Annotated in this window: 22 protein-coding genes and 1 riboswitch; of the genes, 11 read left to right on the top strand and 11 right to left on the bottom strand. The window is 55.2% G+C overall.

Translation table 11 applies throughout. The features are described from left to right. On the bottom strand, positions 1 to 338 hold a 338-nt coding region (locus MOY_RS17115), incomplete at its 3' end, for an AAA family ATPase (protein WP_009095880.1). 99 nt (positions 339 to 437) lie between these two features. Next, a complete protein-coding gene (locus tag MOY_RS16815; protein ID WP_009095878.1) occupies positions 438 to 758 on the bottom strand; it encodes a hypothetical protein in 321 nt (106 codons plus the stop codon). A gap of 216 nt (positions 759 to 974) precedes the next feature. Between MOY_RS16815 and MOY_RS01805 the strand changes: the two genes are divergently transcribed. The 3 genes from MOY_RS01805 to thiC all read left to right on the top strand — a co-directional run bounded on the left by MOY_RS01805 (position 975) and on the right by thiC (position 4,888). Next, positions 975 to 1,919, top strand: coding sequence for an integron integrase (locus MOY_RS01805; protein ID WP_009095877.1), 945 nt, complete (start codon positions 975 to 977; stop codon positions 1,917 to 1,919). A gap of 90 nt (positions 1,920 to 2,009) precedes the next feature. Then, a riboswitch (TPP riboswitch) is annotated at positions 2,010 to 2,168 on the top strand. 83 nt (positions 2,169 to 2,251) lie between these two features. Further along, positions 2,252 to 2,920, top strand: coding sequence for a thiaminase II (tenA, locus tag MOY_RS01800; RefSeq protein ID WP_009095875.1), 669 nt, complete (start codon positions 2,252 to 2,254; stop codon positions 2,918 to 2,920). A gap of 51 nt (positions 2,921 to 2,971) precedes the next feature. Next, positions 2,972 to 4,888 carry a phosphomethylpyrimidine synthase ThiC gene (gene thiC, locus MOY_RS01795; RefSeq protein ID WP_009095873.1) on the top strand — a complete coding sequence of 639 codons (1,917 nt, stop codon included), beginning with the start codon at positions 2,972 to 2,974 and terminating at the stop codon, positions 4,886 to 4,888. 16 nt (positions 4,889 to 4,904) lie between these two features. On the opposite strand, the gene MOY_RS01790 is transcribed toward thiC, so the two are convergent. The 5 genes from MOY_RS01790 to MOY_RS01770 all read right to left on the bottom strand — a co-directional run bounded on the left by MOY_RS01790 (position 4,905) and on the right by MOY_RS01770 (position 10,116). After that, the gene (locus MOY_RS01790; RefSeq protein WP_009095870.1) at positions 4,905 to 5,987 is read right to left on the bottom strand and encodes an NAD(P)-dependent alcohol dehydrogenase; all 1,083 of its coding nucleotides are present in this window, start codon (positions 5,985 to 5,987) and stop codon (positions 4,905 to 4,907) included. Positions 5,988 to 6,141: 154 nt separating this feature from the next. Further along, positions 6,142 to 7,770 carry a BCCT family transporter gene (locus MOY_RS01785; protein ID WP_009095868.1) on the bottom strand — a complete coding sequence of 543 codons (1,629 nt, stop codon included), beginning with the start codon at positions 7,768 to 7,770 and terminating at the stop codon, positions 6,142 to 6,144. Between the two features lie 338 nt (positions 7,771 to 8,108). After that, on the bottom strand, positions 8,109 to 8,288 hold the full coding sequence (locus MOY_RS01780; protein WP_009095866.1) for a CsbD family protein: 180 nt from the start codon (positions 8,286 to 8,288) through the stop codon (positions 8,109 to 8,111). A gap of 279 nt (positions 8,289 to 8,567) precedes the next feature. Beyond that, entirely contained in the window at positions 8,568 to 9,077 is a 510-nt protein-coding gene (locus MOY_RS01775; protein ID WP_009095864.1) for a porin family protein, read from the bottom strand. A 118-nt stretch (positions 9,078 to 9,195) separates the two neighbouring features. Then, positions 9,196 to 10,116: an EamA family transporter gene (locus tag MOY_RS01770; protein ID WP_009095861.1), complete on the bottom strand. Its 921-nt coding sequence runs from the start codon at positions 10,114 to 10,116 to the stop codon at positions 9,196 to 9,198. A gap of 153 nt (positions 10,117 to 10,269) precedes the next feature. Between MOY_RS01770 and MOY_RS01765 the strand changes: the two genes are divergently transcribed. Next, positions 10,270 to 11,454: an acetate/propionate family kinase gene (locus tag MOY_RS01765; RefSeq protein WP_009095859.1), complete on the top strand. Its 1,185-nt coding sequence runs from the start codon at positions 10,270 to 10,272 to the stop codon at positions 11,452 to 11,454. Beyond that, a complete protein-coding gene (gene pta / locus MOY_RS01760) occupies positions 11,451 to 13,634 on the top strand; it encodes a phosphate acetyltransferase (RefSeq protein ID WP_009095857.1) in 2,184 nt (727 codons plus the stop codon). The genes MOY_RS01765 and pta overlap by 4 nt, the downstream gene beginning before the upstream one ends. 105 nt (positions 13,635 to 13,739) lie before the next feature. On the opposite strand, the gene cyoE is transcribed toward pta, so the two are convergent. Beyond that, positions 13,740 to 14,663 (bottom strand): heme o synthase, encoded by a 924-nt coding sequence (cyoE, locus tag MOY_RS01755; protein ID WP_009095855.1) that lies wholly within the window; start codon positions 14,661 to 14,663, stop codon positions 13,740 to 13,742. 271 nt (positions 14,664 to 14,934) lie between these two features. Next, entirely contained in the window at positions 14,935 to 15,687 is a 753-nt protein-coding gene (locus tag MOY_RS01750; protein ID WP_009095852.1) for a DeoR/GlpR family DNA-binding transcription regulator, read from the bottom strand. A 487-nt stretch (positions 15,688 to 16,174) separates the two neighbouring features. On the opposite strand from MOY_RS01750, the gene MOY_RS01745 reads away from it, so the two are divergent. From MOY_RS01745 to cdd, 6 genes are all read left to right on the top strand, one after another. Continuing rightward, on the top strand, positions 16,175 to 17,458 hold the full coding sequence (locus MOY_RS01745; protein ID WP_009095851.1) for a NupC/NupG family nucleoside CNT transporter: 1,284 nt from the start codon (positions 16,175 to 16,177) through the stop codon (positions 17,456 to 17,458). Between the two features lie 84 nt (positions 17,459 to 17,542). After that, positions 17,543 to 18,349 carry a deoxyribose-phosphate aldolase gene (gene deoC, locus MOY_RS01740; RefSeq protein WP_035539770.1) on the top strand — a complete coding sequence of 269 codons (807 nt, stop codon included), beginning with the start codon at positions 17,543 to 17,545 and terminating at the stop codon, positions 18,347 to 18,349. Then, positions 18,350 to 19,702 carry a thymidine phosphorylase gene (gene deoA, locus MOY_RS01735; RefSeq protein WP_009095848.1) on the top strand — a complete coding sequence of 451 codons (1,353 nt, stop codon included), beginning with the start codon at positions 18,350 to 18,352 and terminating at the stop codon, positions 19,700 to 19,702. Continuing rightward, entirely contained in the window at positions 19,702 to 20,946 is a 1,245-nt protein-coding gene (locus tag MOY_RS01730; RefSeq protein ID WP_009095846.1) for a phosphopentomutase, read from the top strand. Before deoA ends, MOY_RS01730 begins: the two co-directional genes overlap by 1 nt. Positions 20,947 to 21,001: 55 nt before the next feature. Then, complete coding sequence (deoD, locus tag MOY_RS01725; RefSeq protein ID WP_009095844.1) at positions 21,002 to 21,727, top strand: purine-nucleoside phosphorylase; 726 nt, start codon at positions 21,002 to 21,004, stop codon at positions 21,725 to 21,727. A 26-nt stretch (positions 21,728 to 21,753) separates the two neighbouring features. Next, positions 21,754 to 22,161, top strand: a complete 408-nt coding sequence (gene cdd / locus MOY_RS01720) for a cytidine deaminase (RefSeq protein WP_009095841.1) — start codon at positions 21,754 to 21,756, stop codon at positions 22,159 to 22,161. 82 nt (positions 22,162 to 22,243) lie between these two features. Here the strand turns inward: cdd and MOY_RS01715 are convergent, their stop codons facing one another. Further along, positions 22,244 to 22,933: a CBS domain-containing protein gene (locus MOY_RS01715; protein ID WP_009095839.1), complete on the bottom strand. Its 690-nt coding sequence runs from the start codon at positions 22,931 to 22,933 to the stop codon at positions 22,244 to 22,246. A 173-nt stretch (positions 22,934 to 23,106) separates the two neighbouring features. Next, positions 23,107 to 24,537 (bottom strand): hypothetical protein, encoded by a 1,431-nt coding sequence (locus MOY_RS01710; RefSeq protein WP_009095837.1) that lies wholly within the window; start codon positions 24,535 to 24,537, stop codon positions 23,107 to 23,109. Positions 24,538 to 24,616 lie beyond the last annotated feature (79 nt).

The raw sequence follows: 24,616 nt of genomic DNA, 5'->3' as shown, positions 1-24,616 counted from the left end.
ATCCTTATGGTATCAACCTGTATCCCCACCCCCCTTTTATACTTATAAGATGCTGTGCAATTATGGTTATCATTGACCATTGAAACACTGAAGGATTTTTTGTTATAACCTGGGACTTTCGATATAATTTGAGCAGAATCGGTTAGTTTGGCATTTTCACCATAAAGTATAAGAGTGCCTGAATCATAATGGTTTTCTATTGTTTGCTTCAAAATCAGAAAAGGTTGCATAAAGCTAGATTTCCCAGAACTGTTAGCCCCAGAAAGAATAGTCAAACCATCGAAATTTAATTCCTGCTTTGAGGCAATTGATTTATAGCCTTCTACTGACAATCTCATATATTTATCCAAATTTGATGTTTTAAAGCCTAACGCCCGGCGCAACGGACAAATTGGAGCGACATCGGAGCGTAGATTTGGTCCGAATGCCGCCGCTTGTTAGGCAACTGGTTCATCTACCTTCCCTAGCTGACCACCTCGTAAAATATCACGGTAACGCCGCAACACTACTGACAAAATAGCTTGTGAAAACACCAATCCACCGATTGCTCCGCCTATACCTGCGCCTAATAATCCTAAATTGAAAACATCACCGACCCAAGCGCCTGCTGCGCCACAAAGACCACAGCAAATTACGCCCAACCAAGTTTCCCAATGTCGGAAGCTTTTCTTATAAGCCTTCCTCCAACGCTTTCCCCTCTCTCGAGAAGACAGGCTTGATAGCTCAGGTATTTGTTTTAGAGTCCAATATATTTTCATATTCACTGCCTAACAGTGATTATATCCCCTGCTGCATAACCTCAATGAATGTGCCAGCACGTTCATTGAGGTTATGCAGCCACAAAATTGACTCTACCCCATTGATTCCATTGAAAGCAAAGCGAATTTTGGCTACATATCCAAAATTCGCGTGCTTGCATGTTTTACCCTGCCCAATAATACTGTATATGCATACAGATATTAAGGGTGACTCTTATGAAACTGATGGAACGCGTCAAGGCGACCCTGCGGGTCAAGCGCTATAGCTTCCGTACTGAGAATACCTACTGCTACTGGATTCGCTTTTACATTCGCTTTCACAATTTACCTCACCCTGACACTATGTCAGGTCGTGAAGTACAGCAATTCTTAGAATACCTGGCAATCGAGAGACGTGTGGCGGCTGCCACGCAGAACCAGGCACTCAATGCCATCGTATTTCTTTATCGCCATGTACTGGATCAACCGCTTGGAGAGATTGGCCAATTTAGCCGAGCTAAGCGCCCTCAGCGCTTACCAGTGGTGCTTTCCCATCAGGAGGTAATGGAGGTATTTCAGCACTTGTCTGGCTCTATGCTTCTCATGGCCTCACTTATGTACGGCTCAGGTTTACGTGTCTCCGAAGCCTGTCGGCTTCGCGTCAAAGATATTGATTTCACGCGGCAAGTTATCACTGTTCGTTCAGGAAAAGGCAACAAAGACCGAACCACACTGTTGCCACCTTCTTGCGTTCAGCCGTTACATACTCATATACAAATGGCAGAACAACAGCTGAACGCTCGCATTGAAGCAAACACTATTCCTGTGTCACTGCCTTATGCGCTGGACCGTAAATACCCAAACGCTGGCACTTCGCTTGCTTGGCAGTGGATTTTTCCTTCCTCCAAGCCTTGTTTCGATGAGTGGGGGCGAGTAGTACTACATCACATCCATACTTCTGCCGTACAAAAGGCCGTTAAATATGCCATGCGCTCTTCTTCTTTAACACGCCCTGGATCATGCCACTCTTTGCGGCACAGTTTCGCCACTCAGCTACTTAGCCAAGGTACTGACATTCGCACAGTTCAAGAGCTGCTGGGCCATAAAAGTATCGAAACCACCCAAATATACACCCATGTGCTAGGCAATGGCTTTGCGGGCGTTAGAAGCCCATTGGGTTAGTGAAGAGCAGACAAGCTTCAATAAAGCCCGTGCTTGATCAAGCTAACTCCCCTTGCATCTCCCCCACCCTCAGCCTAGACTCCGCTAACTAACTGCTTGACGGGGTGCCGGTGATATCCGGCTGAGATGGCGCAGGGCGTATCTGCTGATACTGCCAAAGCGCTGGTCCCGCTGAACCTGATCCGGCTAATGCGTTGCTCCTATGATGAGCGCGCGGGTACCGGCGTAGGGATCAAGCGATGGCCTTGGCTAGCTTTCACAATCGCACGCCACCTTCCACGCCATCTCCTCGATCTCCGCCCGCCCTCCGGATCACCACTACCGGAGGCATCATGGGCTACCGCTTTACTGATTTAACCACCGCTTGCCAAACCGATTGGCGCGCCTATATTGAGCACGATTTTGTACGCCAGCTGGGCAACGCTACGCTGCCTGAAGCGTCGTTTCGTCACTACCTGAAGCAGGATTACCTGTTCTTGATTCACTTCGCCCGCGCCTACGCGCTGGCTGCCTACAAAAGCCCCACCCTGGCGGATTTGCGCCAAGCCCATGAAGGTTTAAAAGCCATTGTGGACGTGGAGTTGGGCCTGCACGTGGGCTTTTGCCAGGAATGGGGCATTAGTGAAGAAGAACTAGCAGCCCTGCCCGAAGCCCGCGCCACGCTGGCCTACACCCGCTACGTGCTGGATACCGGCAACCGTGGCGACCTGCTCGATTTGCACGTAGCGCTGGCCCCTTGCTTAGTGGGCTACGGTGAAATCGCCAACTGGTTGAATGCCCAGCCAACCACCCTGCGCGGCGCGCAAAACCCGTTCGATGCCTGGATTGCCATGTACGAAGGCGAGGAGTTCCAGGCGGCCATGCAGGCAGAGCTTGAGTGGCTTGATGCCCGCTTGGCCGATGTCACCCCTGCCCGCTTTGCTGAGCTTGCCAAAATCTTCCGCGATGCCACCCGCCTGGAAATCGACTTCTGGCAGATGGGCCTGGAACTTAGCGAATAAGCCCCCTCACGCACGACCTAAAAACACCAAAAACAAAGGAAGACCACCGAAATGACTAAGACCGTTAAGAGTAAAACCGGCCACTTTTTAGCTGAAACCGCCCAGGTAGATGCCGCAGCCATTCAGCCGCTGCCCGCCTCGCGCAAGGTGTACGTAGAAGGCTCGCGGCCGGATATTCGCGTGCCGTTTCGGGAAATTACCCTCTCGCCTACCAAAACCAGCAGCATTGATGAACAGAACCCGCCGCTGCTGGTGTACGACACCTCCGGCCCCTACACCGACCCAGACGCCCGCATCGATTTGCGCAAGGGCCTGCCAGAACTGCGCCGCACCTGGATTGAGGAGCGCAACGACACCGAGTTTTTAGACGGCCCCACCAGCCATTACGGCAAGCGCCGTGCTAACGACCCAACGCTTGCCCAGCTGCGCTTTGACCTAACACGCACCCCGCGCCGTGCCAAAGCAGGGAAAAACGTTACCCAGCTACACTACGCCCGCCAGGGCATCATCACACCGGAAATGGAGTTTATCGCCCTGCGCGAAAACCAGCGCCGCCAGGCGTTGGGCACGGCGGAAGTAGAGCGCATTCTGGGCCATCAGCATGGGGGCCAGAGCTTTGGCGCCAGCCTGCCCAAGGAGATCACCCCAGAGTTCGTGCGCGATGAGGTGGCCCGTGGCCGGGCGATTATTCCCAATAACATCAATCACCCTGAATCCGAACCGATGATTATTGGCCGTAACTTCCTGGTGAAGATTAACGGCAACCTGGGTAACTCGGCGGTGACGTCTTCGATTGAAGAAGAAGTCGATAAAATGACCTGGGGTATCCGCTGGGGGTCAGACACCATCATGGACCTCTCCACCGGCCAGAACATCCATGAAACCCGCGAGTGGATCATCCGCAACTCGCCGGTGCCGATTGGTACGGTGCCCATCTATCAGGCGCTGGAGAAAGTAAACGGCATTGCCGAAGACCTCACCTGGGAAGTGTTCCGCGATACCTTGATTGAGCAGGCGGAACAGGGCGTGGATTACTTCACCATCCACGCGGGGGTGCTGCTGCGCTATGTGCCGCTCACCGCCAACCGCGTCACCGGCATTGTCAGCCGTGGCGGTTCTATTATGGCGAAGTGGTGTTTGTACCATCACCAGGAGAGCTTCCTGTATACCCACTTCGAGGATATCTGTGAGATCTGCAAGCAGTACGACGTGGCGTTCTCCCTTGGCGACGGCCTGCGCCCCGGCTCAGTCGCGGATGCCAACGATGAAGCGCAGTTCGCTGAACTCGAAACCCTGGGCGAGCTAACGAAGATCGCCTGGAAGCATGACGTTCAGGTAATGATCGAAGGCCCCGGTCACGTGCCCATGCACTTGATCAAAGAGAACATGGATAAGCAGCTTGAAGCCTGCCACGAAGCGCCGTTCTACACCCTCGGCCCGCTCACTACCGATATCGCCCCCGGTTACGATCACATTACCTCCGGCATTGGGGCGGCGATGATTGGTTGGTTTGGCTGTGCGATGCTCTGCTACGTCACGCCCAAAGAGCACCTGGGCCTGCCCAATAAAGATGACGTCAAAACCGGCATCATTACCTACAAAATTGCTGCCCACGCAGCAGATTTAGCCAAGGGCCACCCGGCGTCGCAGCGTCGTGATAACGCCCTTTCTAAGGCGCGCTTCGAGTTTCGTTGGGAAGACCAGTTCAACCTGGGACTAGACCCGGATACCGCACGGGAATTCCACGATGAAACCCTGCCGAAGGATTCCGCCAAGGTGGCGCACTTCTGCTCGATGTGCGGGCCGAAGTTCTGTTCCATGAAGATCAGCCAGGAAGTGCGCGACACCTACCGGGATCGCACACCTGAGAACGCCGCCGAGAGCGATGCGGAAGCGGTGAAGCGCGGCATGCAGGAACAGGCGGAGAAGTTCCGCCGGGAAGGCAGCGAGCTATACCAGGAGGTGTAGCCCGCCATCCACGGCGCTAAGCAGTGCTTAGCGCCACTTTTAATACGCCATCGCGCTGGTGGGAGAAAAGATCGTAGGCTTCGACGATATCCTCCAGCGCGAAGCGGTGGGTCACCATGGGGCCAAGATCTAGGCGCCCGGCGGCGATGGTGCTCATTAGTCGGCGCATGCGCTCTTTACCGCCAGGGCACAGCGAGGTAACAATCTTATGATCACCCAGCCCCGCACAGAAAGCACCCAGCGGAATCGTTAAGTCTTCGGAGTAAACGCCCAGGCTGGATAGGGTTCCGCCAGGTTTTAGCACCCGCAAGGCAGACTCAAAGGTTTGCTGTAGGCCGAGTGCCTCAATAGCCACATCCACACCCCGCCCACCGGTCAGCTTGAGAATTTCTTCCACGACATCCACTTTACGGAAATCTAGCGTGATATCCGCACCCATCTGTTTGGCTATCGCCAATCGCTCATCCACACCGTCTACCGCGATAATCATCCCGGCCCCGCGTAACCGTGCCCCTGCCGTGGCACATAGCCCAATCGGGCCTTGGGCAAACACCACTACGGTGTCGCCAATGTTGATACCGCCCGCCTCTGCGCCCGCAAAACCGGTCGACATAATGTCGGGGCACATCAACACTTGTTCATCGGTTAAGCCATCCGGCACCGGCGAGAGGTTGGCTTGGGCATCGGGCACCAATAAGTATTCCGCCTGGGCACCGTCAATGGTGTTGCCAAAGCGCCAGCCGCCCATCGGCTTATAGCCGTGGCTGTGGTGGTGGCCGCCATCTTGCGAGGAGCAGCCATCCTGGCAGGCGTATGAGGTAAAACTGGGGCAGATCGCACCGGCAATCACCCGCTGGCCTTCTTGGTAGCCTTTAACGTTGGCGCCGAGTTTTTCAATCACGCCCACCGGCTCGTGGCCGATGGTTAGGCCACGCTCAACCGGGTATTCGCCTTTTAAGATGTGGACATCGGTACCGCAGATGGTGGTGGTAGTCACGCGCATCAGTGCATCGTTAGGGCCGATATCGGGGATGGGCTTGTCGTCGATTTCGATACGGCCCGGCTCAATAAAAATGGCGGCTTTCATCATGGTAGGCATAGGACAATTCCTCACAGAGGGTAGTCATGGCACTTCACCATTAAGCGTAGGCTATTAAGCGCTAGCTGATGGCCACTAAAACTGCGCTATATCAAGTTTTAGTGGACTAAATAGACAGTGCTGCAAGGTCAACTTGCAGCGCTCATTGACGACATTAATTGCGTCTAAAGTTCTCATCCGGTGAAACCGGCGTAGGCTGGGTTCCTGCATCGTCCAAATCCGCCCATGGCTCGCGAGGCGCTTCCGTACGCGAACCGGTACGGGCTGCAAAACGCTCGTCGTGCAGTGCCTTAAGCAGCCCAAGCACCATTAAGATCACCACAACTGAAAACGGCAGCGCCGCCATGATGACCGCAGATTGCAGCGTTTCAAGCCCGCCAGCCAGCAGCATGACAGCCGTGAGCAGCCCAAGCGCCGCCCCCCAAATAATGCGGTGTGCGGTGGGCGGGTCCGGGTCGCCCCCGGCTAAAATCGTGTTAATCACTAGCGTGCCCGCATTGGCAGAGGTGATCAGGTAGGTAGCAATCAGCACCACTAATACGGCTGATAGCCCCACGCCCAATATGCCTAAATTCATCGCTGATACGGTCGCAAATAGCGCAGTTGCGACATTTTCATCTACCGCTTCGACAATGCCGCCCGACCCAAACAGTTCATGATAGAGCGCGGTGCCACCAAACAGGCCAATCCAGATAATGGTGATTACGGTAGGTACCAGCAGCACGCCCATCACAAACTCACGGAAGGTGCGCCCACGGGACACCCGGGCGATAAACATGCCGACAAACGGCGACCAGGCCAGCCACCACCCCCAGAAGAACACTGTCCACTCTGACTGCCAGCCGTCTGCAACAGTCGCGTTGGTATGAAAGGTCATGCCGAATATGTTTTGCAGGTAGTCACCGGCAGACTCGATGGTGAGTGCAATGAGGTACTGGGTAGGCCCGAACAACAGCATAAAGGCCACGACCGCAATGCTCAGCCAGAAGTTCGCTTCTGAAAGTAGGCGCACGCCACGCTTAACACCGGAGACCACTGAGAAGGTCGCCACGCTCATAATCACAGCGGTAATCAGCAGCTGTAGTTTGACCGAGGACTCCAGCCCAAACACGGCTTCTAACCCTGCATTCATTTGTTGAACGCCTAGCCCCAGAGTCGTCGCGATACCGAACACGGTGCCAAACACCGCGAGTAGGTCGACCATGTCACCCAATAGGCCATGGTTACGCTTGCCTAGAATGGGCTCCAACCCAGAGCGCACCGTCAACGGCAGGTTGCGCCGATAGGCAAAGTACGCCAGCACCAGGGCAACAAAGGAGAAAATCGCCCAGCCGTTCAACCCCCAGTGGAAGTAGGTAAGCCGCATGGCCACCCGCGCCGCCTCTGGGCTCATGCCTTCGGCAATAAAGGGGTTTTCTTGAAACTGCAAAATGGGCTGCGCGACCGCCCAGAACAGAATCCCGACCCCGGTGCCTGCGGCAAACAGCATCGAAACCCAGGAGAAAAACGTAAACTCAGGCTGCTCAAAATCGCCCCCCAAGCGCACGTTTTTATAACGCCCAACGCCTAGCCAAATCATAAACAGCAGCAAAAATGCCACCAGCAAGACGTAATACCACTCAAGAAAGGGGTTCAATGTGCCACGGATACGATCAAGGACTTCCGCAAGATGCTCAGTAAAAACCGCCCCATACCCTAAAGCAACCACCACCATAATAATGGCGATAAGCGTGACGCGGGCATTCATTCCCTTAAACAATCCCGACGTAGCTTGGCGATACATCACATCTCCTCATTAAGCTTTTGGGTTTTGTTTTATTCTAAACATATAGCGAAACCAACCCAATGCACCTGTATGGCTGCCAGAAAGCTTAACGCCAAATGCATGGCTAGCGCATAGGGAAGATGGTGGAAAGCAAGCTGGGTGATGAGCGTGGTAAATCTGCTTTTCGGGTAGTGATTAACAAGCCCATGGTGAGGAAACGCTGGACACTGCGGGGCGTAGCATTATAGCGATAACTACTTTCTTTTAATAACTATTTTTTTAAATCAGCTTGTGTAAACGCATACAGGGGCCGAAGGCCCCTGTATTAATAACTGCTAAGTATTTGCTAAGCGTTATTAATCTTTCAGTTTATCTTTGGCTTCACCCTTGCCTTTTTGCAGTTCGCCTTTCGCCTGCTGGGCTTTACCTTTAGCTTCTGTTTCGGTGCTATTGGTCATCTTGCCAGTCGCTTCTTTTACTTTACCCGCAGCTTTATTGGCCGTACCTTTGGTTTTATCTGTTTTACTATCAGTCATGACGAACACCTCTAATCCGTTAGTAGGGAGAGTGACGCATAGCACGTGTCAATCACACGGCTGTTATCAAGCGACACCTTACTAGCGTAGACCTTGTTAGAAAATTTGCTCAATTTTTTAAAACCTCAAACTACGCATTCCGCCAACAAACCATTAAGCCAATAGGCAAAAATAAAACACAGCCCGATTTATCCAAGCGTAAAAATAGTAAAACCCCACCGCTTGGAAGCGATGGGGTTTACAGTCATCTTGTATGGCGTAGCGAACGCACCCGCTTGTTTAGAAGCGGTAACGTAGACCTACACTGGCCGCATCAAACGTGTAGGCAGATTTATCCAGGTAGCGCATGTAGTCGGCGCCAATGGAAAGGTTGGGTGCTACATCCATCTCGGCACCTGCACCGTAGGAGAAACCGGTTTCACGATCGCGGTCAAAGTCTACTTCCGTGAAACCTGCCAAACCGTATAAGCGTACTTCTGGGGCGATAGGAATAATCCCCTTGGCATAGGCACCCACCAAGTGGTCTAGCTCTACATTACCGTCGGAGCCGCCGGTACCAAGATGGCCTTCAAGGGCAAAGTATTCGTTAAACTGCGCGCCACCGCGTAGGCGTAGACCGACATCATCCCGGGAGGAGCCACGGTCTGGGTCTAGGCTCCAGAACATAGCATCACCGCCCACGTAACCTTGCGGGTATTGAAAAGATTGCTGCGCTTGAGCCGATGCCGCGAAAGCACCCGCACCAACCAGAAGCGCTGCGGAGGTGAGTGATAAAACGGTCATCTTCATAGATAAAGCCTCAGTTAAAAAACAGTGTTTCCTTACGTTTTAGAAGTGTGGCTTAACCCTATAAAGAACGCAAATATTTTGCCGCGCTTGCTTTTAATTTCCTTTTTTCTTCACCTTTTCACCTACCTTTTGACAGGCTTAATACGACAATACCACCCACCACAACCGCACCACCGACTAACTGCCCTGGGCTAAGCATCTGCCCTAATACAAAATAACCAATCACCAAGGAGGCAACCGGTTCGATATTCATCACCGGCGCGTTACGCGCCATATCCAGGCGTGGCACGAAGATAAACAGTACCGAGAATGCCGAACCGTACAGGAGCGCTAAAAGCGTTAACCCCATCCAACCCGTGCTGTTTTCCGGCAGGCCCATTCCGCCTGGCACAGCCCCCAGTAGCCCACCGATAATCATCGCGATAAATACGGTTTGCATGGTGAGCAGGCTGCGTAATGTGCTGCCAACCCCTGCCAAGCGGTGCTCGGTGACCCATAGCGCGCAGGCAAACGCAAAGGCCGCGCTTAACCCAAAACCAATACCCGCCAGCCAGCCTGGCCCCATGGCATCGGCGTCCGCTATCCAGCTAGGAATATCGAGCACCACCAGCAGCCCAACTAAAATAGAGCCCATAATCACACAGCTGCGCAGCGAAGGCCGTTTGCCCCCCAACGCCCAACTTAATAGCGCCAGTTGAATCGGAAAGGTATTCACTAGCAGCAGCGCAATCACCACCGGCAGCCGCGCCACCGCTGAATAGAGGCTGACGCTTTGGATAGCGATTAATAACCCCACCGCTAATTGCCAGGGCCAGCTGCCCGGCGGTAGCCAAAGTCGCTTTTTTTGGGTAATGACCAATGCCAGCAAAATGAGGCAAGCCACCCCCGAGCGAGTGAGTACGGCCAGCAGGAGGCCAGTGCCGTTATCAAACGCCAAACGTGCCGACACATGGTTAGCGGCAAACATGGTGGCAACGGTCATCATCAGCAAAATAGCCAGATGCCGGGGGAGTAGCGCAGGGGGGGCAGTAGAAGACATAGCAGCAGAGCGGCTCATGGTAGGTATGATAAAAAGTAGCTAACCGATATTTTACATAGAAGGCTAACGAAATACCGCGCTAATATCCTGCAGCGCAGCATGTTAAACTAAGGTCTACCCCCTTTTTACGCTAACTACTTTACAAAGGTTGTTATGAACGCACCGGTGCTGGTTATAAATTGCGGCTCATCGTCTATTAAATACGCCTTGATTGATTCAGACCCACAGGCGCCACGCTTGGCAGGCTTAGCGGAACGTTTAGGCAGCGAAGAGGCACGTATAAAAGGCAAAAACAGTGCCGGTGAGAGCTTTACCCAAACGCTGCCCAATGCTGATCATGCAGAAGCCCTGAACGCCATTTTGGAGCGTCTTGAAGGCCGCATACCCGGCGCCGTTGGTCACCGCATTGTGCACGGTGGAGAACACTTTACCCAAGCAGCACTGATCGATGATAGCGTGATTGGCGCCATCAATGCGACGTCAGCACTGGCGCCTCTGCACAACCCGGCTAACTTGGCCGGTATTGCTGCTACGCAAAAAGTGTTCCCTGACCTTCCCCAGGTGGCTGTCTTTGATACCGCATTCCACCAAACCTTGCCGCCCCGGGCCTACCGCTATGCGCTGCCTGAAGCGCTCTACACTGAGCATAGCATTCGTCGCTACGGCTTCCACGGCACCAGCCACGCCTTTGTCAGCCAGCGTGCCGGTGAACTCAGCAGCCGGGGTGCTGGCGGCTGGTTAGTCGCTCATTTGGGCAACGGCTGTTCTACCAGCGCTGTGTGGAATAACCAAAGCCTGGATACCAGCATGGGCCTAACCCCGCTGGAAGGCTTGGTAATGGGCACCCGAAGCGGCGATGTCGACCCGAGCCTGCATGCTCACCTGCACCGCCAGCTTGGCTGGTCGCTGGATGAGATCGACAGCATGCTCAACAAACAGAGCGGCCTGCTGGGCCTTTCTGGCCTTACCAACGACATGCGTGAAATAGAAGACCAAGCATTGGCCGGGCACAGCGGTGCCCAACTGGCACTGGATGTATTCTGCTACCGCGTGGCCAAATCGCTGGCGGCGCTCTCCTGCGCTCTGCCCACCCTTGATGGCGTAATTTTTACCGGTGGTATTGGCGAGAACTCACCTACCGTGCGCCGTGAGGTGCTCGCCCTGCTGCCCCACTTTGGCTTCAACCTGGACGAGTCGACCAACCAAGCGACGATTCGTGGCAAAGAGGGCAAGCTGGATAGCGCTGGCCACAGCGGCCCGGAAGTGTGGGTGATACCCACCGATGAAGAGGGCCGTATCGCCATGGAAACTCGCCAACGCGTGGAGACCCCTGAATGAACAGTATTCCTGACCAACCCCAAGCTATCTTATTAGTGCCAACCAGCGTAGGCGCTGGGCTTACCTCAGCCTGCTTGGGATTAATTCAAGCGCTGGATACCATTGGCTTAAAGGCCGGTTTTTTAAAGCCGTTTATGCAGAATGAATTAAACGGCCCAGGGCTAGACCGCTCCACGGCGCTGGTATCGCGCACGCTTAACCAGCGTCCGCCATCGCCTATTTCTCAGGCACGCCTGGAGCGTTTGCTACGTGATGACCATACCGATGAGCTGATGGAAAACGTGGTCGAGCTTTACGAGCAGGTTACCCAGCAGGCTTACCGGGATGGCAGTGCTCTGGATCTAATTGTGGTCGAGGGGGTCGTGCCCACCCAGCACACTACCTACGCAACCCAGACCAACGCGCAGCTAGCCGATGCGCTGAATGCGCGGATCATCCTGGTCGGTACCGGCGATTTACACCAACCTCAGCGGCTAGCCGAAGAGCTAGATATGCATGCCCGCAGCTTCGGTGGCGTTAGCTCCACCCGAACCCTGGGCGGCATTTTAATGCGGATGAAGAACCTCCCCTACGGGCAGGAGGACGACCTATCTGCTGCGCCAGGCACTATTAAGCCGCAGTTAGAAGAGCCGGTGCTTAACGAACTGCGCCGCTACTCACCCGCGCTGGCCACGGACAGCTTTCACCTGATCGGTGTGGTGCCCTACAGCAAAACATTAAGCGCGCCGCGCACGTTAGATGTTGCCCGTGCGTTAAATGCCAAAATGCTGAATGAAGGAGATGCGGCCAGCCGCCGGGTCCTCTCAACCAGCCTCTGCGCCCGTAGCGCGGCCAATGCGCTGCATATTTTCAAACCCGGCAGCTTGGTCGTCGCCTCAGGCGACCGTGATGATGTGGTGCTGGCCTCGGCTCTGGCCACCATGAACGGCACTCAGCTAGCGGGCGTTTTGCTCACCAACGGCTTTATGCCTAACGACAACATGATTGAAATGTGTCGCCCGGCACTCAAAACCGGCCTACCGGTACTCGCGGTTGAAACCGACAGCCTTACCACGGCACAAAACCTGAGCCAGCTCAGCGGCGAAATCCCTATGGACGATTTCGAGCGCGCCGAACAGGTCGCCCGCTACGTGGCCGCTCACCTTGATTTAGAGTGGCTGAAAGCCAAGCTCAGCCGGGGCTATACCCGCCGCCTCTCGCCCTCTGCTTTTCGTCATCAGTTGGTCAAACGCGCTCAGCAGGCTAAAAAGCGCATTGTCCTACCCGAAGGTGATGAGCCACGCACCATCGAAGCGGCGATCATCTGCCAGCGTCGCGGCATTGCCGACTGTGTGTTGCTGGGCAAGCGTGATGATATTGAAAACGTTGCGCGCAATCGTGGCCTGACGCTACCCGACGCGCTAACGATTATCGACCCAGAAAGCAGCCGGGCGGATTATATTAGCCCGATGGTGGAACGCCGCCGTGGCAAACTCAACGAGATCACCGCAGAGGCCCAACTGCAGGATAACGTGGTGCTCGGCACCATGATGCTGCAGCTAGATGAAGTGGATGGGCTAGTATCTGGCGCGGTACATACCACCGCTAATACGGTTCGCCCTGCCTTTCAGCTGATCAAAACCGCCCCCGAATATAAGCAGGTGTCGTCGATCTTCTTTATGCTGCTGCCCGAACAGGTAGTGGTGTACGGCGACTGTGCGGTGAACCCAGACCCTGATGCCGAAACCCTGGCCGAAATCGCCCTGCAAAGTGCTCGCTCGGCAGAAGCCTTTGGCATCGAACCCCGTGTTGCCATGATCAGCTACTCCACCGGCGACTCTGGCACTGGAGCCGATGTGGATAAAGTGCGCGAAGCCACCCGCATCGCCAAAGAGCGGGCGCCGCATCTTGCCATCGACGGCCCACTGCAGTACGACGCCGCGGCTATTGAGAGCGTTGGCAAGCAGAAAGCCCCGGACTCCCCGGTAGCAGGCCGTGCCACGGTGTTTGTGTTCCCCGACCTCAACACCGGCAACACCACTTACAAAGCCGTGCAGCGCAGCGCCCGAGTGGTTAGCGTTGGGCCGATGCTGCAGGGCTTGAACAAACCGGTCAACGATCTTTCCCGAGGTGCTTTGGTCGACGATATCGTTTACACCATCGCCCTAACTGCCATGCAGGCCAGCCAGCGGGAAAGCTAAGCTATTAGAACGGCCAACAGAATAGAATGGCTAACATAGAGGCCCCGACATTGCTCGGGGCCTCTATGTTAATAAGCACTATATTTTATTTTGCAAAGGGGGGCGTTACGTCCACATAGGCACCATGGCTTCAAGCACCATCACCAAGCTCATCGCGGTAATGGTGAGGATGGAGACGCCAAAAATCTTTTTAGCCCAACGCACATCATCCTCTAAGCGAAAGCCACATAGCGCCAAGTAAAGCCAGTAGCCGCCCATCGCCAACGCCACAAGGAGGTAGCCTGTGCCCGCCTGGCTTGCCAGTGCAAGGGCCAATGAGGCGGGAATAAACGCGATGATGTAGCCAAGAATATGGTGCTTTGCCCGCTTAATACCGTGAACCACCGGCAGAACGGGGATAGACGCCCGTTGATAATCCGCATAGCGGAAAATCGCAATGGCATAGGAGTGAGGCATTTGCCACAGGCAGAAAATAATCAACAGCATTAATGCGCCACTGTCGAACTGCCCGGTGACCGCGCAGTAGCCAACGACTGGCGGCATCGCGCCGGAAAGGCTGCCCACTAAAGTGCCGTACTCAGAGTGGCGCTTCATGTAAAGGCTGTACACACCCACGTAAACGCCCCAGCCAATCACCGCCAGCGCCACGGCCAAACCGTTGGTCCCTAGCGCTAAACACACCACCCCCACCACCCCAAGCAGCGCCGAAACCCCCAGCGCCTGAGTGATCGAGATGCGCCCTTTCGCCAAAGGGCGGTGACGCGTGCGCGCCATCAACGCATCAATATCACGGTCGATAACGTTATTACATGCGCAGCCCGAAGCAATAATCAGGGATATGCCCACGATCACCGAGATAAACGTGACCCACTCAAAGGCTCCTTGCGCCGCTAAAAAATACCCCCCAACGGTCGCAATCAAATTGCCACCGATAATTCCCGGCTTGGTAAGCGCCAGCAAGTCGCGCCAGCGGCTTGGGTTACTCTTTAGCCGACCATCATGTTGAGTTACCGATGCTGCATGTTCCATAAGCGAGCCCTTACCACCAGGACGACAATCGTCAGTATTAAAACGAAGACATCAAGCCTTAGCCTGCGCCTGCTTTGTTGTTCTTATACGTATGCTCTTACGTGCGTAGCTGCTGCCTACATCACATACAGCATTGCACGCTGGCAATGACAACCACCCATAAGTGCCGACACTGCCCTGTCGTTTATTAAGGCCGCAAATGAAATCACGGTTAGCACTAAACATAGCAGAAGAGTGGCAATATAGAATTTAACGCTATGGAAAAATATCGCTAAATAACGGTACTTACGGCAATTCCCTCACGGCTAGCGGCTTGTTCATCGTCGGTCACCACACTATCGAAATCAGATAAAGAAGCAAAATAAGCAGGCCGCACCACCCCAAATTTGCTGGCATCCACCACTAAAATTCTCTGCATTGCAGTGGCAATGGCGGCTTGTTTCGGGGCTACTTCGTGAAAATGAAAGCAGCTGACACCCCGCTCGCAGTCTACCCCCGCTGCGGAAATAAGCGCCTTATTAATCCCTAGGCGTTCAATAGCGGCCCCCATGTCATCGCTACCAAACGACTGCGACGAGGCATAAAACAGCCCGCCCAGCAGCACTAACCGCACATTGGCAAGGCCTGCTACCGCATTGGCGACATTCAACGCATAAGTAACAACGGTTAACTCGCGAAAGTGGCTTAGCTGGCTAAGCAGGGGTATGAGCGTTGAACCACAGTCGATAAACAGCGTATCCCCTTCTTCAATAACGCGAGCAACGTGCTGACATAAGCGATGCTTAACTTGGTAGTGGTTCGCCTCCTGCTCGGTGAGGTCATAGACCGGCGTAACCCCTGGGTAGCTTGCCATCACCAACCTGCCCCCTAATAGGCTGATGGGCGAAGAATGGGTCGTCAGGTCGCGACGAATGGTCATTTCAGACACGCCGCAAAGCTCAGCTGCCTCCCGCAAATGTAGCGTGCCGCCACTGGTAAGCGCTTCCTGCAAACTGGCCAGGCGTCGTGTACTACGGTCACTCATGGCTGAACTCTCCTTTTACATGCCACTGCTTTTTACATGCACTGTTAGCCGCGTAGAGCGCATCGTTGAGCGTCTATGCTGGGCCAGCGACTCATGTTTTACCACCGTCTTAACGCTCGATTGCCGCTGGTAACGGCACCTCATCAAAGGCAGCGTTCTGAAAATTGATATTTGCAAAACAGTGTTAAAAAAATAACACTGAATGTTATAATTTTAACATTAATGCCAGCCTACACGACGACAACTCCTTATAGCCGACTTCTTACGGCTTCATGACAACCTGCTGAGGCTCTCATGACTACTCAAAATGTTTCCCGCTTTCTCTCTCCCGCCTCGCTCAGCGCGGGCGTTTTAATGGCTGGGGCTGGGGCTGCACATCCCGCATTAGCGAACAGCACTCCACCGCCACCACTAAAGCGTTAATGGCTTATTCAGTTAAACTGAATTTGCTTTAATCGCCTCACTTCCCCGCTCCGAAGGTACTCACATGACCCTCATCATGAGCCTGGTAGGCATGGTCACCCTGGTTTCCATTGCCCTGATCTTCTCCTACGACCGCAAATCAATACGGCTGCGCACCGTACTGGGCGCTTTTGCTATCCAAGCAGGCATTGGTGCTTTTGTACTTTACGTGCCTTTTGGCCAAGCGGTGCTACAAGCTATCTCGTCCGGCGTTAGCCAAGTATTGGTTTACGCAAATGACGGCATCAGCTTTCTGTTTGGCGGCTTAGCCGATGTCGATAACGTCGGTTTTGTGTTCGCGATTAAAGTACTGCCCGTGATTATCTTTTTCTCGTCTCTTATCGCGGTTCTTTATTACATCGGCATTATGCAGTGGGTTATTCGGATTTTAGGCGGCGCGCTGCAAAAAGCCCTTGGCACCTCGCGCACAGAGTCGCTTTCAGCAACGGCGAACATCTTCGTCGGCCAAACCGAAGCGCCGCTGGTGGTTCGACCGTTTATCGCCCGCATGACCCCATCTCAGCTATTTGCGGTGATGTGCGGTGGCCTCGCATCGGTGGCAGGTTCCATACTGGCTGGCTACGCTGCCCTGGGTATTCCTATGGAGTACTTGATTGCCGCCTCATTTATGGCAGCCCCCGGTGGCCTGCTATTTGCAAAGCTGATAATGCCAGAGACCCAAGACGCGGAAGGAGGCGATAGCGTCTCTCAGGTAGAAGAGGAGCTTAAAGCGCAAGACGACAAACCCGCCAACGTACTAGATGCTGCCGCAGCGGGTGCGACGTCGGGTATGAAACTTGCCGCTAATGTGGGCGCCATGCTGCTCGCCTTTATTGCCCTTATCGCTCTTGTGAACGGTATTTTAGGCGGCGTGGGTGGCTGGTTTGGCTTTGAATCACTCAGCCTTGAGCTGATTCTAGGCTGGCTATTTGCACCGCTTGCCTTCCTGCTCGGCGTACCTTGGGAAGAGGCTGCATTCGCCGGTTCGTTTATCGGCCAAAAACTGGTGGTTAACGAGTTTGTCGCCTACCTCAATCTTGCGCCCTATATTAGTGGGGAACAGGTTGTCGCCTCCACGGGTCAGATGATGACGCCCCATACCATGGCGATACTCTCCTTTGCGCTGTGTGGTTTCGCCAATCTCTCATCTATCGCTATTTTGCTGGGTGGCCTGGGTAGCATTGCGCCGACCCGGCGCAAAGAGATTGCCCGTTTTGGCCTTAAAGCCGTACTGGCCGGTACACTCTCTAACCTTATGTCGGCGTCTATTGCTGGCTTCTTTATTGCGCTGAGTAGCGCGACGGCCTAACCCAGCAAGCACGCTTTTACGTTACGGGTGCTGCAATGTATGCGCAGTGCCCATTTTATTTTTTTACTGTTTTGCGAGAATCCCATGACCGCGACTGCCTCTTCCCAGCTCACTCACGCTCAAATGATCCGCGCCGCCCGCCAAGCCCTCGCGCTAATGGACTTAACCAGCCTGAACGATGACGACACCGACGGCACGATTGAAGCGCTTTGCCAGCAGGTGAAAACGCCCTTTGGCAACCCGGCAGCAGTGTGCGTTTATCCGCAGTTTATTGTTACCGCAAACCGAGCACTCACCGCCCATAAGTTAAACGGGCAGGTCAAAATCGCCACGGTGACAAACTTTCCCCACGGTGGCGATGACATCATGGGCGCAGCGCGCGCAACCCGCGAAGCGGTCGCCTCCGGCGCCGATGAAGTAGACGTAGTTTTCCCTTACCGCACGCTAATGGCAGGCGATGAAGAAACCGGCCTAGAGCTGATTGAAATGTGTAAAGCCGCCTGCGGTGGCCAAGCGCTGTTAAAAGTCATCATTGAATCTGGCGAGCTTAAAGATCCCGCGCTTATCAAGCGCGCCAGTGAGCTTGCCATTGAAGGTGGCGCCGACTTTATTAAAACCTCCACCGGCAAAGTGCCGGTGAACGCCACCCTGGAAGCCGCCGAAATTATGCTCAATGCCATCAAAGCCAGCGGTAAGGATGTCGGCTTTAAAGCTGCCGGTGGCGTCCGCAGCGCTGAAGACGCCGCAGAGTACCTCACGCTTGCCGCTGACATTATGGGTCCACAGTGGGTCACGCCCGAGCACTTCCGGTTCGGCGCATCCAGCCTGCTGGCTAACCTGTTGAACACGCTAAATGGCAATGCTGATGCCGTGACGAATGGAGGCTACTAAATGCCGTCTAACGCTTCTCACCACGCCCTGCTCCCCCAAGAACTGATTCGCCTGAAGCGCGACGGCCAGCCGCTGCCCGCTGAAGAGATCAAAGCCTTCGTCCAAGGCATTGCCGACGACCGCATCAGCGACGCACAGATTGGCGCCTTCACCATGTCGGTATTTTTAAACGGCATGAGCCGTGAAGAAGTTGTGGCGCTGACCACGGCCACCCGCGACTCCGGCCACGTGATGCAGTGGGATTCGCTCAACCTGCCGGGCCCCATTGTGGACAAACACTCCACCGGCGGCGTGGGCGACTTGGTATCGCTGGTGCTTGGCCCGTGGGTCGCCGCCTGCGGCGCGTTCGTGCCGATGATTTCCGGCCGTGGCCTGGGCCACACCGGCGGCACCCTGGACAAGCTGGAATCGATCCCCGGCTACAACCCCTACCCCGCACCGGAACGCTTCAGCGAGGTGGTGAAATCCACCGGCGTGGCGATTATCGGCCAAACCGGCAACCTCGCCCCAGCAGATAAGCGCATCTACGGCGTGCGTGATGTCACCGCCACCGTGGAATCCATTCCGCTGATTACGGCGTCTATCTTGGGCAAGAAGCTGGCTTCTGGCCTGGACGCCCTGGTGATGGACGTTAAAGTGGGCAGCGGCGCGTTTATGCCCACCCCGGAAAAATCCCGCGAGCTGGCGAAAAGTATCGCCAACGTCGCCACCCAAGCGGGCACACCCACCACCGCGCTGCTCACCGACATGAGCCAGCCGCTGGCCCCTTGTGCCGGTAACGCGGTAGAGATCGTTGAGACGTTGGCACTACTGCGCGGCGATCGCGCCAACAGCCGCGTGATGCAGGTCACCCGCGAACTCGCCGTTGAGATGCTGATTGCTGGCAAGCTGGTGGCTAACCGCGAAGATGCACTCGCCAAGCTAGAGAAAGCGCTGACTTCTGGCGCGGCGGCTGAGGTGTTTGCCCGCATGGTGCGCGAGCTGGGCGGCCCCGCCGACTTTATGGAGCGACCAGACAGCTACTTAGCGACCGCCCCGGTTATTCAAGCGGTATACCCCGAGCAGAGCGGTATCGTGCAGCGCTTTGATACCCGCGCCGTGGGCATGAGCGTGGTGGAGCTGGGCGGCGGTCGCCTGCGTAACGATGCCAGCGTCGATCACAGCGTGGGCTTTAGCGATATTGTTGAAATCGGCGACCGTGTGGATAGCCAGCGCCCGCTAGCCATCGTTCACGCCCGCACAGAAGACGCCGCCACACGCGCGGCTGCGCAACTTCGTGCGGCAGTCACGCTTGGGGATGCCGACGCCAGCGCCGACACCCTGCTGCAAGAGACCTTTCGAGGAGAAGCCTAATGCCCCGCGCCGTTGTCTTAGTGCTTGATTCCTTTGGAATTGGCAGCGCCCCAGATGCTGACAAATTTGGCGACCAGGGTTCGGACACCCTGGGCCACATCGCCGCCGCCTGCGCCCGTGGCGAGGCAGATACAGCTGGGCGTTCTGGCCCGCTGATGCTGCCCAACATGGCTGCGCTCGGCCTGTTTCACGCCCACCGTGATGCCACCGGCAGCGTGGCGGAAGGCGTGAATTTGCCCGAACAGCTAACGGGCGCTTACGCCCACGCCAAAGAGATCTCCAGCGGTAAAGACACCCCTTCCGGCCACTGGGAAATTGCCGGTGTGCCGGTGCGCTTTGACTGGGGCTACTTTCTCGATAAAACCGACAGCTTTCCCCTGGAGCTACTGGATGCCATCATCCGTGAGGCAGAGCTGACGGGCGTAATCGGCAACTGTCACGCCTCAGGCACCGAAATTATTGCTCGCCTGGGCGAAGAGCATATCGCTACCGGCAAACCGATTGTGTATACCTCCGCAGACTCCGTGTTCCAGATTGCTGCCCACGAAGAGCACTTTGGCCTAGAGCGCCTCTACGCCTTATGTGAAACCGTGCGCGAGCTGCTGGAGTCCTACAACATTGGCCGAGTGATCGCCCGCCCGTTTATTGGCGATGACAGCAAAAGCTTTGCGCGCACCGGCAACCGCCGCGACTACAGCGTCGAGCCGCCCAGCCCCACCGTGCTGCAAAAGCTCGCTGATGCCGGTGGTGAAGTAGTATCGATTGGCAAGATCGCCGATATCTACGCCCACTGCGGCATTACCCACAAGGTCAAAGCCAGCGGCCATGACGCGCTCATGGACGCCACCTTGACCGAAGTGGCGCGCACCGCTAATGACGCCCGCGACCGCTCGACCATGATCATGACCAACTTCGTGGATTTCGATTCGGTCTATGGCCACCGCCGCGACGTACCGGGCTACGCCGCAGCGCTGGAGCACTTCGATGCCCGCCTGCCGGAGCTGCTCGCCGCCCTTAACGATGACGATTTACTGCTGCTCACCGCCGACCACGGCTGCGACCCCAGCTGGGAAGGCACCGAGCACACCCGCGAGTACGTGCCGGTAATGGTGCGCGGCGCAGGCTTCGCCCCCGGCCCCCTGGGCGAGCGTGGCACCTTTGCCGACATCGGCCAAACGCTGGCGGCCTTCTTCGCGGTTGAAGCGATGGAAGATGGCGAGAGCTTCTTACCCAACGCGGCCTAATCAGCCGTGTTTAGTCACCAAATGCGTTACAGATAACGGTTGATAGGAGTGTTTCATGGCAACACCACACATAAATGCCGAGATGGGCGATTTCGCAGATACCGTGCTAATGCCCGGCGACCCACTCCGCGCCAAGTACATCTCCGACACCTACCTTGAGAACGTGCGCCAAGTGAACGACGTGCGCAGCATGTTCGGCTATACCGGCACCTACAAAGGCCGCGAGATTTCCGTGATGGGCCACGGCATGGGCATTCCTTCGGTGTCTATTTATGCCAAAGAGCTAATTACCGACTTTGGCGTAAAATCGATTATTCGTGTAGGTTCCTGCGGCGCGGTGCGCGACGATGTCAACGTGCGCGATGTGGTGATTGGTATGGGGGCCTGCACCGATTCCAAAGTGAACCGCATGCGCTTTAACGACCACGACTTTTCAGCCATCGCTGATTTTGAGCTGACGAGTCACGCCGTTGCTGCCGCCAAGGCGCAGAACGTGCCGGTAAAAGTCGGCAATATCTTCTCGGCGGATCTGTTCTACAACCCGCAAACCGACATGGCTGAACTGCTTAAGCGCTACGGCATCGTGGGTGTAGAAATGGAAGCGGCAGGCCTTTACGGCGTTGCCGCCGAGTTTGGCGCCCGCGCGCTGACCATCTGCACCGTGTCGGACCATATTCTAAAAGGCGACTCGCTCTCCAGTGCCGACCGCCAGACCACCTTCAACGATATGATGGTGATCGCCCTCGACACCGTGCTACGCGACGATGCAGCCAGCGCCTGAACGTCCCATAAAATGAGGATAACGCCATGAGCCAAGCGGATCAGGCATTGGTAGACACACTGTTGACCACCCTGGGCAACGCCTACGCGCCCTACTCCAACCACCCGGTAGCAGCGGTAATGGAGTGCCCGGATGGCCAGCAGTTTGCGGGTAGCAACGTGGAAGTGGCCCATTACAAAGGGCTATGCGCCGAAGCCTCGGCCATTTCCGCCATGATTACCGCAGGCCAGCGTGAGCTTGCCAAGGTATACGTGATGGGCCCCGGCGAGCATCTCTGCACGCCCTGTGGCGACTGCCGCCAGCGCATTCGCGAGTTCGCCACCCCTAACACGCACATCATGGTGCTCTCCAAGCAGGGCGAGGTGTTAAAAACCTACACCATGGAGCAGCTACTCCCCGATGCCTTCGGCCCGGAACAGCTGCCGGGGCGCTAGCCGCGAATCCACCATTAAAAAGCCCGCTGTAGTTCATACAGCGGGCTTTTTGTTTCACTTAACAGATAGGCTAATACGTCGTTTAAAAGTAGCCTGCGCCTCTAGGCATCATTCCAAGGTTATTTTCGACCTTGGTAACCCCCGGTATATTCTCAGCCGCCACGGTGACCGCCTGCTTTTGCTCGACGGATTCCACCAGCCCCCAAATTTCCACAGCGCCACCATCCACAATCAAACTGATGCTTTCGGTATGCACACCCGTATTTTGATCAACCTCTTTTAAAATAGCATCGCGAATCTTGCGGTCATCCGTTGGCGACTCCGTGGGCGCAACCGCCGCATTGGCAATGCCCTGTAGCAAATTCGCACGGCTGACAATACCGACCAGTTTGCCTTCACGAACCACCGGCACACGCTTGATATGGTGCTTTTCCAGTAGCCTAGCAATAGTATGCAGCGGCGTATTCTCTTCAACGCAGAGCGGGTCTGGCGTCATCACTTCCTGTGCTTTCCGCCCATGGGATTTCACATACTCACCAGGATCTTTGCCGCCCGTAAAGAGTGATAGCCACCAGGAACGCCCTTGGCGCTCATCGCCTTTTACCCGGCGCATGAGATCACCCTCACTGACGATACCCAGTACGCGGCGCTCGTCATCGACCACCGGCACTGCGCTAATGCGATGCTCAAGCAGCAGCTGTGCAATTTCCCGCACTTCTGCATCAGGGCCTACGCTGATGACTTTGGGCGTCATAATATCGATAGCTTGCATGGTTCATCCCTCTTAAAGCTGATTCTGGTAGCCGACCCGTCAAGGCCAAGTACTTACCCGTTAAGCATGGGCTACAGGTTCAGATTGAGCTGTTGTTCTTTGAGCCTAGCTCGCTGCCAGTAATTTATCTATGTCAGCGCGTTATCGCTGAGACTCTTGTGATCTAGCTCAGTTTATTGGCTACTTTCATCGGCGCTGCTCTCGGCGACTTTTTCTACATCCACAATACCCGAGCGACTAACCACCACCTTCCAGCGAGCAAGATAGGGCACATCTTCACTACCCGTTTCACGTATCACCAAGTTGAATAAATGGCGGCGCTCAACGCTTTCCCTAACCGATTGGCCATCTTTTAAGCGGTAAATATGGTGTTTCTCTTTGCTCATTAAGCGAATCAGCATGGAAAGATCGACATGCAGGGTTTCACGCGTGTGCTCGTAGCCGCTTAAAAAGCGCGTCGGCGACATACGTGAACTCGACCGATAGTGCATCACTACTTCTTCACGCTGAGCCACCGTGCGGCGGCGCATTTTTTGAATATCGTCATCCAATGCCGCGTATCGCTTATAGTCAAACCACTCTAACTGCCGTCCTACCAGTGCATTGCGGGTGGGGTCGATGTATTGTCGCCGCCACTTTGGCCGCCCACGACGTAGCCAGCGCCATAGCGTGTTACGCAAGTCATCCTTAAACACTTCCCGCATGGCGTAAAGCAGCGCCATGGCCAACACAAACAGCGCGGTTATGTCACCGACTACATCCCGTAAGTGAAGGATGCCCAGCGATACAAAGACCATCACCACCGCCGTTGCTAAGGCTTTGACCGCCTTTTGCTCACCGCCGCCTAACTCCATCGCGCTCTGCTTTAAGGTGATGGGGTATTCAATCAATCGCCGCAGTAAGCGCATTTTGTTCGACATACGCGTCGGGTCATCCATTACCCGCTGGGCGTTGTACTCTTGCTCGCGACGGTACTCTCCTTCCCGGTGGCATATCGTGATAAAGCGCCGCTTTATATCGCTAAACCCACCGCCTCGGGGCATGTGTGCCACCAGCGCCAGCAGCTGCTGCTCCGTAAACCACGAGAGGTAGTTATCGATATTGGCAAAGTATTTATAAAGCCGTTCATCGCTTGGGGGGTTACGCCTTAAACGCTTTAGAATGCCGTCGCTTAAATCACTCATTTCGGCAAGCTGCTGGCGAAGGGCCTCTTCAGGCTCATTGGTCTCGCTCTTCTCTTCACGCTCATCACTACGGGCATGGCGAAGTTTGCGTGCACTCGCTAGCATCGCCTGGGTAGAGCGTTCTAACGCAACCACATACTGGTAAGCATAAAGGCTCAAACTTAAGCGATATGAGTCGCTACCTAACTGATTACGGCTTGCCAACCGGCTATGCACCAGGGGTAGGTGGTACTTGTCGCTGTAGTAGGTGCGTGAGACATGAAAGGCGCCATGATAAAACGCCTCCTCAGAGATCACATGGGTGCTCAGGCCTAACTCGCCCGGCACAAACAGGTAGACATCGAGCGTATGCGAGGTCTCTTCCTTAAGCTGACGCGAGAGACGCAGTTGAAAGCTGTTTTTACGCTCAACATTGATCACCTAACCAATCTCCTACTTCATTGCGTAACGCGATGATATACCATGGCTAAAAACAACCATGGTGGCACGCTTTAATGCA

Origin of the sequence: Halomonas sp. GFAJ-1, assembly GCF_000236625.2 — a bacterium.
Classification (GTDB): domain Bacteria; phylum Pseudomonadota; class Gammaproteobacteria; order Pseudomonadales; family Halomonadaceae; genus Vreelandella.
Note: the sequence above shows the minus strand (reverse complement) of the source record. Positions and strands in the feature narration are given on the sequence as shown.

Coding starts and splice junctions, on each gene's coding strand:
- MOY_RS16815 (WP_009095878.1), bottom strand. CDS start 758: ATGAAAATATATTGGACTCTAAAACAAATACCTGAGCTATCAAGCCTG.
- MOY_RS01805 (WP_009095877.1), top strand. CDS start 975: ATGAAACTGATGGAACGCGTCAAGGCGACCCTGCGGGTCAAGCGCTAT.
- tenA (WP_009095875.1), top strand. CDS start 2,252: ATGGGCTACCGCTTTACTGATTTAACCACCGCTTGCCAAACCGATTGG.
- thiC (WP_009095873.1), top strand. CDS start 2,972: ATGACTAAGACCGTTAAGAGTAAAACCGGCCACTTTTTAGCTGAAACC.
- MOY_RS01790 (WP_009095870.1), bottom strand. CDS start 5,987: ATGCCTACCATGATGAAAGCCGCCATTTTTATTGAGCCGGGCCGTATC.
- MOY_RS01785 (WP_009095868.1), bottom strand. CDS start 7,770: ATGTATCGCCAAGCTACGTCGGGATTGTTTAAGGGAATGAATGCCCGC.
- MOY_RS01780 (WP_009095866.1), bottom strand. CDS start 8,288: ATGACTGATAGTAAAACAGATAAAACCAAAGGTACGGCCAATAAAGCT.
- MOY_RS01775 (WP_009095864.1), bottom strand. CDS start 9,077: ATGAAGATGACCGTTTTATCACTCACCTCCGCAGCGCTTCTGGTTGGT.
- MOY_RS01770 (WP_009095861.1), bottom strand. CDS start 10,116: ATGTCTTCTACTGCCCCCCCTGCGCTACTCCCCCGGCATCTGGCTATT.
- MOY_RS01765 (WP_009095859.1), top strand. CDS start 10,270: ATGAACGCACCGGTGCTGGTTATAAATTGCGGCTCATCGTCTATTAAA.
- pta (WP_009095857.1), top strand. CDS start 11,451: ATGAACAGTATTCCTGACCAACCCCAAGCTATCTTATTAGTGCCAACC.
- cyoE (WP_009095855.1), bottom strand. CDS start 14,663: ATGGAACATGCAGCATCGGTAACTCAACATGATGGTCGGCTAAAGAGT.
- MOY_RS01750 (WP_009095852.1), bottom strand. CDS start 15,687: ATGAGTGACCGTAGTACACGACGCCTGGCCAGTTTGCAGGAAGCGCTT.
- MOY_RS01745 (WP_009095851.1), top strand. CDS start 16,175: ATGACCCTCATCATGAGCCTGGTAGGCATGGTCACCCTGGTTTCCATT.
- deoC (WP_035539770.1), top strand. CDS start 17,543: ATGACCGCGACTGCCTCTTCCCAGCTCACTCACGCTCAAATGATCCGC.
- deoA (WP_009095848.1), top strand. CDS start 18,350: ATGCCGTCTAACGCTTCTCACCACGCCCTGCTCCCCCAAGAACTGATT.
- MOY_RS01730 (WP_009095846.1), top strand. CDS start 19,702: ATGCCCCGCGCCGTTGTCTTAGTGCTTGATTCCTTTGGAATTGGCAGC.
- deoD (WP_009095844.1), top strand. CDS start 21,002: ATGGCAACACCACACATAAATGCCGAGATGGGCGATTTCGCAGATACC.
- cdd (WP_009095841.1), top strand. CDS start 21,754: ATGAGCCAAGCGGATCAGGCATTGGTAGACACACTGTTGACCACCCTG.
- MOY_RS01715 (WP_009095839.1), bottom strand. CDS start 22,933: ATGCAAGCTATCGATATTATGACGCCCAAAGTCATCAGCGTAGGCCCT.